Here is a 15,160-nt window from a genome sequence, read left to right on the forward strand (position 1 = left end):
GGAGAAAACGCATGAAAGCCTTTTGGGAAAATGAACTTGTGGAAATTGCCGCCTATTACAGCGTGGCCGTCCTATGTCTTGTCTTATTTCTAACCATTTTTGAACTCGTTACCTCCTATAAAAACTGGGAAGAGATCCAGCGTGGGAACTTAGCTGTTGCCATGGCAACAGGCGGAAAGATTTTTGGGATTGCGAATGTGTTTCAGCATTCAATCGCACAGCACAATTCCCTTCTACAAATGGTTGGATGGGGCGTATACGGCTTTGTGATGCTGCTTGTCAGCTATTTCATTTTTGAATTTTTAACACCGCGATTTAAAGTAGACAAAGAGATTGAGAATGATAATAGAGCGGTCGGGTTTATTTCACTCATTATTTCAGTTGGGCTGTCTTACGTAGTAGCAGCCGGCATTTAAGGAGACGACATGGAAAAGCTAGCAAAAGTATTAATCGTAGTTGCCTGCACTTTTGCGGTCATTGGTGCCGTTTACATGTTCCTGTGAAATGAAGAAGACAAAGTGAGAAAGCTGTCAGGGATTCCTTGGCAGCTTTTATCTCACCCAAAGGCGGCGAATCACATGAAAAAAATTCTGCAAAAAGACGAACTCATAAAGCGTATTGATACTTGTCTCCAAATGACTTCCCTGCCAAGAGACATATATGAACCGTATATTGCACGTCCATTTCAAACGACTGGATTTTTTGATGATTTGAGCCCTTATGTTCAAATCGATTCGAGTGGCTATATTCTCATTCAATATGAACGAGGAATCCAAATGCTGCATAAAAGAACAAAAGCGGCGGATGAAGTCATTTACTGGATTTTAGAAGACACGATCTTTCTCACAGTCTACATAGACATGATGAGGCAGTATCAAGTCGACAACATCCAGACGCATTTACCTAATGACCCGAGTATCCATCAACAGATCGTGGAGAGAGTAAATGAGTCATTCCGTGCAATTGGTGGATTATATGAACAGTGGCATCATGAAGGAAAAAGAGCATCGATCGAAACACCAGCGAAGAAATAAAGATGGCATGGAACCAAGCTCTATTTGAAAAAAGCAAACTGCCTTAAGGAAAAGTTTGCTATAATAAAATAGTACGAAAGTTCAGGAAGGAGGGTTTTTATGCAGTCAGATAAACGTTGGCTTCTGCATTACCCGAATCAAATTCCCCACGAACTCACCATCCCAAATGAGACGTTACAATCTTACTTATTCAGCTCCGCAGAGGCTGCACCTGAGCATACAGCCATTCATTTTCTAGGAAAAAACATCACCTATGAACAGCTCCAGGAAGAAGCATTGAAACTAGCTGGTTACCTGATGAAAATTGGCGTGAAAAAAGGCGACAGAGTAGCGATCATGCTGCCAAACTGCCCTCAATCTGTCATTTCTTATTATGCTGTTTTAATTGCAGGCGGCATCGTTGTTCAAACGAACCCGCTTTATACGGAGAAAGAACTGGCATATCAAATGGAGGACAGCGGCTCAAAAGTGCTGATTACACTGGATTTATTGTATCCAAAGGCCTATAAAATGAAAGCGCTGACAAGTATGGAGCACTTGATCATCACCAAACTACAGGATTATTTACCATTTCCGAAAAACATTCTGTTTCCTATCGTCCAAAAAAGAAAAAATAAAATGGTCATCGAAGTCGAGAAAAGTGAGACCATTCATCACTTCTCACAAATCATGAAAGAATCGTCAGAAGAACAGATTCCGGCGCTTGCCTTTGAACCGAAAGAGGATGTCGCTGTTTTGCAATATACAGGCGGAACGACCGGTTTACCAAAAGGGGTCATGCTGACGCATGAAAATATTTTAGCGAATACTGAAATGTGCGCTTCTTGGATGTATAAAACGACAAGAGGCAAAGAACGAATCCTCGGCATCATTCCGTTTTTTCATGTATACGGAATGACGACCGTATTAAATCTTGCTGTCAAAGAAGGGCATTCAATGATTCTCCTTCCGCGGTTTGACGCAGCTGATACCCTCAAAACGATTGAAAAACAGAAACCGACGCTCTTTCCAGGTGCACCCACCATGTATATTGCCTTGCTGCATCATCCGAACATTGAAAAGTATGACCTGTCGTCCATCACTGCATGTTTAAGCGGCTCGGCGGCTCTTCCTGTTGAAGTCAAACAGAGCTTTGAGAAATTAACAGGAGGGCGTTTAGTAGAGGGGTATGGTCTTTCAGAAACTTCGCCAGTGACCCATTCTAACTTTTTATGGGGAGCGAACAAAACAGGCAGCATTGGCTGTCCGTGGCCTGGGACAGACGCAGGTATTTATTGCGAGGAAACAGGTGGCCTTAAAGAGCCGTATGAGCACGGAGAAATTATCGTCAAAGGGCCGCAAATTATGAAAGGCTATTGGAATCAGCCAGAGGAGACAGCAGCTGTATTAAGGGATGGATGGTTTTTCACCGGAGATATTGGGTATATGGATGAGGACGGTTTTTTCTATATCGTTGACCGGAAAAAAGATGTCATTATTGCGAGCGGTTATAATATTTACCCAAGAGAGGTCGAAGAAGCCCTATATGAGCATGAGCTTGTACAAGAAGTCGTTGTCGCAGGTATACCAGATCCTTATAGAGGCGAAACAGTAAAAGCGTTTGTTGTACCGAAAAAGGATGCTTATTTAACAGAGGATGAACTCGATCGCTTTGTCAGAACGAGAATTGCTTCATTTAAAGTACCGCGAGTGTATGAATTTAAAGAATCACTGCCTAAAACGGCTGTCGGAAAAATTTTGCGCAGAGTATTAATTGAAGAAGAAAAAAGAAAGCAAGCTTCATCATCTGAGACACCTGTCGATCAATTGAAGAAATAACGGCCTTCATCATCCGGTCGAGCGGCCGGATGATTTGAATGATGACAGTCTGCTCTGGTATGATAAAGGTGAAAAGAAAGAAGAAGATCACTTGACAAATCACCCGTTTCTTTTTAACATAAAGTTATGAATGAATGCTCATTCAATTTAGAAAGGGACGAAGCACATTGAAGCAGAAAAGACCGAAGTACATGCAAATTATTGATGCAGCAGTTGTGGTGATTGCGGAGAACGGCTATCATCAATCACAAGTTTCAAAGATTGCGAAACAAGCAGGGGTAGCAGACGGAACCATTTATCTTTATTTCAAAAACAAAGAGGATATTCTCATCTCATTGTTCAAAGAAAAAATGGGACAATTCATCGAACGGATGGAGACAGATATTCAAAAGAAGCCGTCTGCAAAAGAAAAGCTTCTACTGTTGATTGAGGAGCATTTTCGCATGCTGGCGCAAAATCATCATTTGGCTCTTGTGACACAGCTTGAACTCAGGCAGTCAAACCTTGAGCTGCGGCAAAAAATCAATGAGGTGCTAAAAGGGTATTTAAATATGCTCGAGTCGATTTTAACAGAAGGAAAGAAAACAGGAGAATTCAGACAAAATTTAGATGTCCGCTTAGCGAGACAAATGGTATTTGGGACGATTGATGAAACCGCAACAACATGGGTCATGAATGATCAAAAATATGATCTGCCTGCACTCGCAGAAAGTGTACATGACCTGCTGTTAAACGGAATACATCAATCCTAAAGACAATGTGAAAAAGGATGATTGACATGGAAAAAATACTCAGCTTACATCATGAAGGACAGACAGCGCTCATCACGATTCAGAACCCGCCTGCAAATGCCTTATCCTCTCAGCTGCTCACTGAGCTTAATGACATGTTTGATAAGCTCGAACAGAATGAAGAAGTAAGAGCGATTGTGATCCACGGAGAAGGCAGATTCTTCTCAGCAGGTGCTGATATTAAAGAATTTACGACTTTACAGGAAGAGTCTGATTATGCAAGCCTCGCTGATAGAGGACAGCAAGTCTTTGAACGGATTGAACAGTGTCCAAAGCCAGTCATTGCCTCGATTCACGGAGCAGCATTAGGCGGAGGCCTTGAGCTTGCCATGTCTTGTGATATCCGAGTCGCAACAAAAGATGCAAAGCTTGGACTGCCAGAACTAAACCTCGGCATTATTCCAGGATTCGGCGGCACGCAGCGCCTCCCTCGCTACGTTGGTTCTGCTAAAGCGCTTGAAATGATGGGAACAGCTGAACCGATTACAGGTGAAGAAGCATTTACGTGCGGCCTTGTTACAAAGCTGGCAGAAACAGAGGAAGAAGCGCTCGAAGCGGCTAAAACACTTGCGGGGAAATTTGCCGCGAAAAGCCCAAAATCACTTGAATATGTGCTTGATTTATTGAACGCCACAAAATTGTATTCATATGATGGCGGAATGAAGCTGGAAGCCAAAAAGTTTGGTGAGGTTTTCCAATCAAATGACGCCAAAGAAGGCATCCAGGCCTTTATAGAAAAGCGCAAACCGAACTTTAAAGGGGAATAAGGGATAAGTACGACACAAGGGGGAGAAATAAATGAATATATTTGTTTTGATGAAGCGTACGTTTGACACGGAAGAGAAAATTTCGATTCAGTCTGGTGCAATTCAAGAAGATGGAGCAGAGTTCATTATTAATCCTTATGACGAGTATGCCATTGAAGAAGCCATTCAGCTTCGCGATGAGCACGGGGGAGAAGTGACCGTTGTGACAGTTGGCGGTGAGGATGCAGAGAAACAGCTGAGAACAGCGCTTGCTATGGGCTGTGACAGGGCCGTCTTATTAAACGTCGAAGATGACTTAGAAGAGTGGGACCAATATTCAGCTTCTACCATTCTTTATCACTATTTAAAAGACAAAGAGGCTTCCTTGATCTTAGCAGGGAATGTAGCAATTGACGGCGGCTCTGGACAGGTAGCACCGCGTCTTGCTGAATTACTCGGTTTTTCATATGTGACTACGATAACAAGTATTCAAATTGACGGCGGCTCTGTATCGATTGAACGAGATGCAGAGGGGGATGTGGAAGTCATTTCTGCCGAACTCCCGCTTGTCGTCACAGCTCAGCAAGGACTCAATGAGCCTCGCTATCCATCATTACCAGGCATTATGAAGGCAAAGAAAAAGCCTTTAGAAGAATTGGAACTTGATGATTTAGATCTGGATGAAGACGATGTACCATATAAAAACAAAACAATTGAACGTTTCTTACCGGAGAAAAAAGAGGGTGGCAAGGTGCTGAGCGGCGAGCTTCAGGATCAAGTCAAAGAACTGACAGATCTACTCAGAAATGAAGCAAAAGTCATCTAAACATCCACTTTACGATATCACGAGAACAAGGGGGAGCTTAAAGATGAGTAAAAAAGTTGTTGTACTTGGAGAAAGTCGTGACGGTAAATTAAGAAATGTGACATTTGAAGCCATTGCTGCCGCTCACAAAGTGGCAGATGGCGGTGAGGTCATTGGCGTGTTAATAGGGGATGACGTCAAAGACCTAGCAGATGAACTGCTTTACTATGGAGCGGATCATGTCATGATTGTGGAGCATCCGCACCTTTCATATTATACGTCAGATGGTTTTGCGCAGGCACTTCAAGCCATATTAGATCAGGTCGATCCGGATGCTGTGCTCTTTGGCCATACGTCGATCGGAAAAGACTTGTCGCCGAAAATAGCTGCACGTCTCCAGACTGGCTTGATTTCAGATGCGATCGATGTAAGCGTTACCGGTGAACATCTTGTTTTCACTAGACCGATTTACTCTGGAAAAGCTTTTGAAAAAGTCATTTCGACAGACCGCCTGCTTCTAGCAACCATCCGGCCAAACAACGTGGCACCACTTGAGCGTGATGCGTCACGAGGCGGAGAAGTCACGCCGGTTTCTGTCGATATTCAGAACCTTCGGACGATCGTGAAGGAAGTCATTAAAAAAACGTCAGAAGGTGTAGATTTATCGGAAGCAAAGGTCATTGTTGCTGGAGGGCGCGGGGTTAAGAGCAAGGAAGGCTTTGAACCGCTGAATGAACTCGCTGAGACGCTGGGGGCAGCAGTCGGAGCCTCGCGCGGAGCCTGTGACGCTGACTATTGTGATTATGCCCTGCAAATTGGTCAGACGGGAAAAGTGGTCACACCTGATCTTTATATTGCATGCGGGATATCAGGAGCGATTCAGCATTTAGCGGGAATGTCTAACAGTAAAGTCATTGTGGCAATCAACAAAGACCCAGAAGCGGAAATTTTCAAAATCGCCGATTATGGAATCGTTGGTGACTTGTTTGAAGTGGTACCGCTTTTGAATGAAGAGTTAAAAAAGATGAATATCCACTCGTAACGCTCATACACTCAGAATGCCTAGGTATTCTGGGTTTTTTTGTATGTGATCAAGCAGAAAAGGAGCGGTTGACAAGTGAAGGGGACAGTAAAAGTCAATGACGTGATCGGACGCATTTCTAAACACATTTATGGGCACTTTCAAGAGCATTTAGGAAGAGGGATTTATGACGGGATTTGGGTAGGAAAAGACTCAGAGATTGATCATATTGAAGGGATTCGTACCGATGTGCTAAAGGCGCTTCAAGCATTACATATTCCGGTGCTGAGGTGGCCGGGGGGCTGCTTCGCAGACGAGTATCACTGGGCAAATGGTGTAGGTGATCTCAGTGAACGAAAGCCGATGGTCAATACCCACTGGGGTGGTACGGTTGAATCTAATGCATTTGGGACACATGAATTTATGACATTGTGTGAGCTGCTTGAATGTGAGCCTTACATTTGCGGCAATGTGGGAAGCGGGTCTGTTCAAGAATTAGCCGATTGGGTCGAATACATGACATTTCCAAAAGGGACACCTATGTCAGACTGGCGCATTCAAAATGGAAAACAAGAACCTTGGAAGCTGACCTATGTTGGTGTAGGCAATGAAAGCTGGGGCTGCGGCGGGAATATGACGCCTGAATACTATGCAGATTTATATAAACGCTATCAAACGTACGTAAGAGAATTTGCAGGGCAGCGTATTTATAAAATCGCCTGCGGTGCGAACTCTAATGACGTGAATTGGACAAAAGTATTGATGGAGCGGGCTGCACCGTGGATGGATGGGCTCAGTTTACATTATTACACCGTACCTGGTACATGGGAGAAAAAGGGGTCAGCGACTGAATTTGATGAAGATGAATGGTTTATCACGCTGAAAAAGGCTTATGAGATGGAACGGCTTGTCGAAGACCATGGAGAAATCATGGATCGTTATGACCCAGACAAGCGAATCGGGATGATTATTGATGAATGGGGGACATGGTATGACCCAGAGCCAGGAACAAATCCTGGGTTTTTATATCAGCAAAACACGCTAAGAGATGCCCTTGTGGCCGCCCTCCATTTTCATATTTTTCATCGCCATTGCGAGCGGATTCATATGGCAAATATTGCTCAGACGGTCAATGTGCTGCAAGCGATGGTATTAACAAAGGACGAAAAGATGCTTCTGACACCTACGTATCATGTATTTCACATGTTTCAAGTGCATCAAGAGGAAGAAGCGCTTGAAGTGGAGTTCGTTTCACCGCCGTATGAACGAAGAGGTGAAAAAATTCCTCAGGTCAGTGTGTCAGCCTCGCGTTCATCAGGGAAGATGCATATTAGCTACTGTCACTTGAATCCGCATGAACAAACAGAGATATCCCTTGCCATTGCAGGGATTGATGAACAAACGAAAGTCACTGGACGTGTGCTGACGGCCGATCGCATGAATGCCCATAATACATTCGATGAACCTCATTCTGTTCAGCCAAAAGACTTTCAGCAAATGACTGTAAAGTCCGGCGAATTAACAGTGGAGCTGCCGCCAATGTCAGTGGTCATGATAACTGTCGACCTCGCTTAATTGCATATTTCGATGTTTGATGAGAAGAATGTTGGGGCATCATACATTGTAAATGAAGCGGAAAGGGTGTCATGTCATATGCTTAGAACCATTCTAATGATCATCGGTGCGATTGTTGTTATTGGTGCGATTATACGGTTTGTTTTTTAATTCATTTCCTAAAAAATGATTCGTAAGCATTTCATTCGCAAGTCACATTGGTAGATGCTATACTAAAAAGCATAATTTACATTGGAGGAATGAATAATGGCAATCGTAAAAGCTACTGACGCAACATTTTCACAAGAAACTGCAGAAGGTGTTGTTCTTGCAGACTTTTGGGCACCATGGTGTGGACCTTGTAAAATGATTGCTCCAGTTCTTGAAGAACTTGATCAAGAAATGGGCGACAAAATGAAAATTGTAAAAATTGATGTAGACGATAACCAAGAAACTGCTGGTAAATACGGCGTTATGAGTATCCCAACACTTCTTGTTTTAAAAGACGGTGAAGTTGTAGAAACTTCTGTTGGTTTCAAACCAAAAGAAGCACTTGCTGAGCTTGTCAACAAACATCTATAAACCGATCTATGTCTAAGCGGCATAATCATATTGAAGCGGTTCTCGTAAAGACGAGAGCCGCTTTTCTTTCAACATGGTATAAAACAAATGTTCGTGATACACTAGAAGGAGTGAAAGAGGAAAACAAGGACGGATGAAAATATGAACAAACTAATCAAAGAAAAACTGTCAGTCCTGCCGGATCAACCAGGCTGTTACTTAATGAAAGATAGACAAAATACGATCATTTACGTGGGAAAGGCAAAGGTTTTAAAAAACAGGGTGCGCTCTTATTTCACTGGATCACATGACGCCAAAACGCAGCGGCTTGTCAGTGAAATTGAAGACTTTGAATACATTGTCACCTCTTCTAATATCGAGGCGCTCATTTTAGAGCTGAATTTAATCAAAAAATATGACCCAAAATACAATGTCATGCTCAAGGATGACAAGACGTATCCATTTATAAAAATTACGAATGAACGCCACCCTAAGCTGATCGTCACCCGCAATGTAAAAAAGGACAAAGGGAAATATTTCGGTCCATACCCAAACGTACAAGCAGCAAGAGAAACGAAAAAGCTGCTCGATCGCTTATATCCACTGAGAAAATGCGCCACTCTTCCTGACCGTGTCTGCCTTTATTATCATCTTGGGCAATGTCTTGCACCATGTGTGTATGACATTTCCGAGGAAACGAATAAGCAGCTCGTGGACGAAATCACAAGGTTTCTAAACGGAGGACATCAGCAAATCAAAAAAGAACTGACCGAAAAGATGCAGGAAGCTGCTGAAAATTTAGAGTTTGAACGGGCAAAAGAACTGAGAGACCAAATCGCTTATATCGACTCAACGATGGAAAAACAGAAAATGACGATGAGTGATTTATCAGATCGAGATGTCTTCGCCTATGCCTATGATAAAGGCTGGATGTGTGTCCAAGTTTTCTTTATCAGACAGGGGAAATTGATTGAACGTGATGTCAGCCTGTTCCCTATGTATCAGGACCCTGAGGAAGAGTTCCTTACGTTTATGGGGCAATTTTATGAAAAGAACAACCATTTTCTGCCGAAGGAAATTTTGGTACCGGACAGTGTCGATCAAGAGATGATTGAGCAATTACTTGAGACAAACGTTCACCAGCCGAAAAAAGGAAAGAAAAAGGATTTACTTTTACTTGCCCATCAAAATGCCAAAATCGCCTTAAAAGAAAAGTTTTCGCTCATTGAGCGTGATGAAGAGCGGACAATTGGTGCGGTGAAGCAGCTTGGGGATGCGCTTAATATTTATATGCCGTACAGAATTGAGGCGTTTGATAACTCCAATATTCAAGGAGCAGACCCGGTTTCTGCCATGGTCGTCTTTCAGGACGGGAAGCCATATAAAAAGGAATACCGAAAATACAAAATTAAAACCGTCTCAGGACCAGATGATTATGCATCCATGCGTGAAGTCATTAGAAGACGATATACCCGCGTGTTAAAGGATGAACTGCCGCTGCCAGATTTAATTTTAATTGACGGAGGAAAAGGACAGATCAACGCAGCCATCGATGTGCTTGAAAATGAATTGAATCTGTCTGTCCCAGTCGCAGGTCTTGTAAAAGATGAAAAACACCGGACTTCAAATCTCATGATGGGAGATACACTTGAAATTGTTGCGCTGGAGCGAAATAGCCAGGCTTTTTACTTGTTGCAGCGCATTCAAGATGAAGTGCACCGGTTCGCCATTAGCTTTCACCGGCAGCTGCGCGGAAAAAATGCATTCCAGTCTATTTTAGACGATGTACCAGGTATCGGAGAGAAGCGTAAAAAGCAGCTCCTCAAACATTTTGGCTCTGTGAAAAAGATGAAAGAAGCCTCTATCCAAGACTTTCAGGAGGCTGGCATTCCGAAACAGACGGCTGAACTTTTAATGGAAGCATTAAAAAAATAGATTGTACTTTTACCAAAAGTCTGTTAAGATGTGACTAATTTAATAAATGAACGTGTTGTTTGTTGAAGATAGAGGTGCGAACTTCAAGAGTAAGCCTTCGGAGATCGATGGGATCTAAGAAGAGGGCTGAAAGGGGAGCGTCGCCGAAGTGAATAAAATCCACTCATTTTATTCGCTGGCTGTACATTGAAGAAATGTAGGGCTGTCAAGAATTCATTTCTTGGAGGGCTATCTCATTGTTTGCATCGTTTAATGATGATTTTAAAGCAATGGGAGATTTGTTCTCTCATTGCTTTTTTATTTGCAGTGAGCGGCCAGTCTCCAAAGCTGCCTCTTCTCTCACACGTGAACTTTTGAAAAAGGGTGGTAGACATGGGACTAATTGTACAAAAATTTGGCGGAACTTCCGTTGGATCGACAGAAAAAATTCGCAATGCCGCAGAGAGAGTGATCGCTGAACGCGAGGCAGGACATGATGTGGTTGTGGTTGTATCAGCGATGGGCAAATCAACGGATGTTCTAGTAGACTTAGCGAAAGAACTCACAGACGATCCAAGCAAAAGAGAAATGGATATGCTGCTCGCAACGGGTGAACAGGTGACCATTTCATTATTAGCGATGGCGCTCCAAAGAAGAGGTTATGATGCCATTTCCTTTACAGGCTGGCAGGCTGGTATGAAAACAGAGCATGTACACGGAAATGCAAGAATCGTGGACATTGATGAATCAAGAATAAAAGAGGAATTAAGTGCGGGGAAAGTCGTTGTTGTGGCAGGCTTCCAAGGAATTGCAGATGACTTACATATCACAACTCTTGGCCGCGGCGGATCAGATACAACAGCTGTGGCACTGGCTGCCGCACTAAAAGCTGATAAATGTGATATATACACTGATGTACCAGGAGTGTTTACGACAGATCCGCGTTATGTATCATCTGCGCGGAAACTTGCAGGCATTTCATACGATGAGATGCTTGAGCTGGCTAATTTAGGAGCTGGGGTTCTGCATCCAAGAGCTGTTGAATTTGCGAAAAATTATCAAGTCCCGCTAGAAGTCCGTTCTAGTATTGAAAATGAATCGGGTACGTTAATTGAGGAGGAATCATCCATGGAACAAAACTTAGTCGTCAGAGGCATTGCATTTGAAGATCAGATTACACGTGTGACAGTGTGCGGGCTTTCAAGCGGTTTAACAACATTATCGACCATTTTTACGACGCTTGCGAAACAGAATATCAATGTCGATATCATCATTCAGTCTGCCACAAGCACCAATCAGACGTCGATCTCTTTCTCTGTGAAAACGGATGATTTGTCCAAAACAGTTGAAGTATTAGAAGAATATAAAGGGGCGCTTGGCTACGAGCAGATTGAGACAGAAAGCAAATTAGCGAAAGTATCCATCGTGGGATCTGGAATGGTCTCAAATCCAGGGGTAGCTGCTGAAATGTTTGCTGTGTTAGCGCAAAAAGACATTCAAGTGAAAATGGTCAGTACGTCTGAAATCAAAGTCTCAACGGTCGTTGGCCGTGATGATATGGTCAAAGCGGTTGAAGCGCTGCATGATGCGTTTGATTTATCAAAGGTGAGCGCCGCTGCGCACTCTTAAAAAGGTAAAGAGGTGATCTCATGAAAGAGGGTCGCCTCTTTTTTCTATATGGAAACGGCTGAAACGGGCGTAAACCTATTCATTAAGTATGCTATGATAGATGTAGACATATAAAAAGGCGTGACCTGAAGTCCGCGCCTTTTATAAAGAGTATTAGCTAGGGTCTCTTAAATCCCATTTAACGGTTAAAATGACTTTCTCAGCACGCTTTTTCACTTGTTCGTAGGATTCAGCTACGTGCTCATTTAGAAGCTGAATTTGTTCAGCAATAAAACCCGCTTCCATCTGAAAGCATGGCTCCTTTTGATAGGTGAGTCGATTGGATACTAGTGGACCTTCGAGCTCAAACTCAATTTCCTGTTTTTTCGAATGGACCATTGTGAGAGTCCCCCATCCGGCATCATGGAAAAATTCGGGGATCTTCTCCCATGATTCTTGAGGAAATTTACGAGCAAGCAGTTTACCCGCAAAATACATCATAGATGAATGGTCCTGACCAAGAATATCAGGCAGCAGAACTTCGCGTATCAGCTCGTAGGCAAATCCATTGACTTCAATTTCTTTTAGCTGTTCTAAGTTAGATTCGAATTTATTCATTGTACGGCTCCCCTCTTTCAACAATTTATTATAGCTTATGTGGGCATATGATGACAGAGTTTTCCCTGAAGTCTAAGAAATTCTTATTGTAGTAAAACGAATTTTGATTTAAAACTTTTAAATTTCGGAAAATTTTAATTTATGTACGCGGTTTCTTGACGCTTTTTTGACATAGGAGTAAAATGAAATTGTCAATAAATTTGAATAAAGTGCTTACAATTGAAAGAAGCGGGGGTAAGACAATTTTCAAGCAATTGCACTTTTTTTACTAGGGGGTAAAGTAATGTCGGGGAACAAAGAATTTTTTTATCGGAGATTGCATTCTTTGCTTGGCGTCATTCCGGTCGGTCTATTTTTAATACAGCACTTAGTGGTTAACCACTTTGCGACAAATGGACCAGAGGCGTTTAACAAAGCTGCACACTTTATGGAACAGCTTCCTTTCAGATATGCACTTGAGCTGTTCGTGATTTTCTTACCACTGATCTATCATGCTGTTTATGGGGTGTACATAGCCTTTACGGCACAAAACAACACGTCTCGCTTCAGTTACTTAAGAAACTGGCTGTTCAGACTGCAAAGGATTTCAGGTATTATCACATTGATTTTTGTCTCTTGGCACGTATGGGAAACACGAATTCAAGCTCAGCTTGGAGCTGAAGTCAACTATGACATGATGGCGAATATTTTAAGCTCTCCATTTATGCTAGGCTTCTATATTGTCGGCGTTTTATCTACTATTTTCCACTTTGCTAATGGCTTGTGGTCATTTGCTGTCAGCTGGGGAATTACCGTTTCACCACGCTCACAACGAATCTCCACATATGTGACATTAGGTATATTTATAGCGCTTTCATATGTAGGGCTAAGAGCAATTTTCGCTTTTGTTTAAGAGGAAATAGATTAGTAGAAGAGGGAGAGGGGCTACAATGAGTAATTCTAGCATCATCGTTGTCGGAGGCGGCTTAGCTGGTCTCATGGCAACTATTAAAGCAGCAGAAGCGGGAACAGCTGTTCAACTATTTTCAATCGTACCTGTGAAACGTTCGCATTCTGTATGTGCACAGGGCGGAATCAACGGAGCGGTCAATACAAAAGGTGAAGGGGATTCACCTTATGAGCATTTTGATGACACGGTATACGGCGGAGATTTCTTAGCCAACCAGCCGCCAGTAAAGGCAATGTGTGAAGCAGCACCGTCCATTATCCACTTACTTGATCGTATGGGTGTTATGTTTAATAGAACACCAGAGGGATTATTGGACTTCCGCCGCTTCGGGGGAACACAGCACCACCGTACAGCGTTTGCTGGAGCTACAACAGGCCAGCAGCTATTATACGCACTGGATGAGCAGGTTCGCCGCTATGAAGTAGCAGGACTTGTCACGAAATATGAAGGCTGGGAATTCCTTGGCGCTGTTTTAGATGACGAGGAAGTATGCCGCGGGATTGTCGCGCAGAACTTGACGACAATGGAAATTGAATCTTTCCGATCAGATGCAGTCATCATGGCAACAGGCGGTCCTGGAATCGTGTTCGGTAAATCAACAAACTCTATGATTAACACTGGATCTGCAGCATCTATCGTCTATCAGCAAGGTGCACATTATGCAAATGGAGAATTCATTCAAATTCACCCGACAGCGATCCCAGGAGATGACAAGCTTCGTCTTATGAGTGAATCAGCTCGTGGTGAGGGCGGACGTGTTTGGACATATAAAGACGGGAAGCCTTGGTACTTCCTTGAAGAAAAATACCCAGCATACGGGAACCTTGTACCGCGTGACATCGCAACGCGTGAAATCTTTGACGTATGTGTCGAGCAAAAGCTTGGCATCAACGGAGAGAACATGGTATATCTGGATCTTTCTCACAAAGATCCAAAAGAGCTTGATATTAAGCTTGGCGGAATCATTGAAATCTATGAAAAATTCATGGGTGACGACCCGCGTAAGCTGCCGATGAAAATCTTCCCAGCTGTTCATTACTCTATGGGCGGATTATGGGTCGATTATGATCAAATGACGAATATCAAAGGTCTATTCGCTGCCGGAGAATGTGATTACTCAATGCACGGCGGAAACAGACTTGGTGCAAACTCACTTCTTTCAGCGATTTACGGCGGAATGGTCGCTGGACCAAATGCGGTGAAGTACATTAACGGTCTTGAAAAATCTGCAGAAGACCTTTCTTCTGCACTATTTGACAGCGCCGTGAAGAAAGAGCAGGAGAAATGGGACAACATCCTCAGCATGGACGGAACAGAAAATGCGTACGTGCTTCATAAAGAGCTTGGAGAATGGATGACGGATAACGTTACAGTGGTTCGTTACAATGACAAACTCTTAAAAACAGATGAGAAGATCGAAGAACTAATGGAGCGCTACAAGAAGATCAACATCAATGATACCGCATCATGGAGCAACCAAGGCGCTGCCTTCACGCGTCAGCTTGACAACATGCTTCAGCTGGCAAGAGTCATTACGATCGGGGCATATAACCGGAATGAAAGCCGAGGCGCACACTATAAACCGGAATTCCCAGAGAGAAACGATGAAGAATTCCTTAAAACAACGATGGCTACGTTCAAAGGGAAAAATCAAAAGCCTGCATTCCACTATGAGGACGTCGATGTATCGTTAATTGCACCTCGTAAACGAGATTACTCGAAGAAAAAGGTGGAGAAATAA

14 protein-coding genes and 1 riboswitch are annotated in these 15,160 nt (G+C 43.1%); of the genes, 13 read left to right on the top strand and 1 reads right to left on the bottom strand.

Annotated elements, in window-relative coordinates; translation table 11 throughout:
- Nucleotides 1-11: 11 nt before the first annotated feature.
- The 11 genes from JJ692_RS08180 to JJ692_RS08230 all read left to right on the top strand — a co-directional run bounded on the left by JJ692_RS08180 (nucleotide 12) and on the right by JJ692_RS08230 (nucleotide 11,873).
- Entirely contained in the window at nucleotides 12-416 is a 405-nt protein-coding gene (locus JJ692_RS08180) for a DUF350 domain-containing protein (RefSeq protein WP_007501637.1), read from the top strand.
- Nucleotides 417-578: 162 nt separating this feature from the next.
- On the top strand, nucleotides 579-1,034 hold the full coding sequence (locus JJ692_RS08185; RefSeq protein ID WP_206534396.1) for an immunity 63 family protein: 456 nt from the start codon (nucleotides 579-581) through the stop codon (nucleotides 1,032-1,034).
- Nucleotides 1,035-1,133: 99 nt separating this feature from the next.
- Nucleotides 1,134-2,852, top strand: coding sequence for an AMP-binding protein (locus tag JJ692_RS08190; RefSeq protein WP_056768086.1), 1,719 nt, complete (start codon nucleotides 1,134-1,136; stop codon nucleotides 2,850-2,852).
- Nucleotides 2,853-3,019: 167 nt separating this feature from the next.
- Nucleotides 3,020-3,604: a fatty acid metabolism transcriptional regulator FadR gene (locus JJ692_RS08195; protein WP_024427175.1), complete on the top strand. Its 585-nt coding sequence runs from the start codon at nucleotides 3,020-3,022 to the stop codon at nucleotides 3,602-3,604.
- A gap of 26 nt (nucleotides 3,605-3,630) precedes the next feature.
- The gene (locus JJ692_RS08200; protein ID WP_206534397.1) at nucleotides 3,631-4,410 is read left to right on the top strand and encodes an enoyl-CoA hydratase; all 780 of its coding nucleotides are present in this window, start codon (nucleotides 3,631-3,633) and stop codon (nucleotides 4,408-4,410) included.
- 31 nt (nucleotides 4,411-4,441) lie between these two features.
- Nucleotides 4,442-5,215, top strand: a complete 774-nt coding sequence (locus tag JJ692_RS08205; protein WP_151040359.1) for an electron transfer flavoprotein subunit beta/FixA family protein — start codon at nucleotides 4,442-4,444, stop codon at nucleotides 5,213-5,215.
- 43 nt (nucleotides 5,216-5,258) lie between these two features.
- Nucleotides 5,259-6,236, top strand: a complete 978-nt coding sequence (locus JJ692_RS08210; protein ID WP_073206874.1) for an electron transfer flavoprotein subunit alpha/FixB family protein — start codon at nucleotides 5,259-5,261, stop codon at nucleotides 6,234-6,236.
- A gap of 75 nt (nucleotides 6,237-6,311) precedes the next feature.
- Nucleotides 6,312-7,790, top strand: coding sequence for an alpha-N-arabinofuranosidase (locus tag JJ692_RS08215; protein ID WP_073206871.1), 1,479 nt, complete (start codon nucleotides 6,312-6,314; stop codon nucleotides 7,788-7,790).
- Nucleotides 7,791-8,036: 246 nt separating this feature from the next.
- Nucleotides 8,037-8,351: a thioredoxin gene (gene trxA, locus JJ692_RS08220; RefSeq protein ID WP_007501629.1), complete on the top strand. Its 315-nt coding sequence runs from the start codon at nucleotides 8,037-8,039 to the stop codon at nucleotides 8,349-8,351.
- A gap of 141 nt (nucleotides 8,352-8,492) precedes the next feature.
- Complete coding sequence (uvrC, locus tag JJ692_RS08225) at nucleotides 8,493-10,265, top strand: excinuclease ABC subunit UvrC (RefSeq protein ID WP_024423216.1); 1,773 nt, start codon at nucleotides 8,493-8,495, stop codon at nucleotides 10,263-10,265.
- Nucleotides 10,266-10,326: 61 nt separating this feature from the next.
- Nucleotides 10,327-10,504: riboswitch (Lysine riboswitch) on the top strand.
- Between the two features lie 133 nt (nucleotides 10,505-10,637).
- Nucleotides 10,638-11,873 (top strand): aspartate kinase, encoded by a 1,236-nt coding sequence (locus tag JJ692_RS08230; protein ID WP_044335318.1) that lies wholly within the window; start codon nucleotides 10,638-10,640, stop codon nucleotides 11,871-11,873.
- A gap of 153 nt (nucleotides 11,874-12,026) precedes the next feature.
- Here JJ692_RS08230 and JJ692_RS08235 read toward each other — a convergent pair whose 3' ends face one another.
- Nucleotides 12,027-12,470 carry a YslB family protein gene (locus JJ692_RS08235; protein WP_024423214.1) on the bottom strand — a complete coding sequence of 148 codons (444 nt, stop codon included), beginning with the start codon at nucleotides 12,468-12,470 and terminating at the stop codon, nucleotides 12,027-12,029.
- Between the two features lie 283 nt (nucleotides 12,471-12,753).
- Between JJ692_RS08235 and JJ692_RS08240 the strand changes: the two genes are divergently transcribed.
- Both JJ692_RS08240 and sdhA read left to right on the top strand, forming a co-directional pair.
- Nucleotides 12,754-13,362, top strand: coding sequence for a succinate dehydrogenase cytochrome b558 subunit (locus tag JJ692_RS08240; protein ID WP_024423213.1), 609 nt, complete (start codon nucleotides 12,754-12,756; stop codon nucleotides 13,360-13,362).
- 37 nt (nucleotides 13,363-13,399) lie between these two features.
- The gene (gene sdhA / locus JJ692_RS08245; protein WP_122631787.1) at nucleotides 13,400-15,160 is read left to right on the top strand and encodes a succinate dehydrogenase flavoprotein subunit; all 1,761 of its coding nucleotides are present in this window, start codon (nucleotides 13,400-13,402) and stop codon (nucleotides 15,158-15,160) included.

Source organism: Bacillus sp. 3a (genome assembly GCF_017161885.1).
GTDB lineage: Bacteria > Bacillota > Bacilli > Bacillales > Bacillaceae > Bacillus > Bacillus safensis.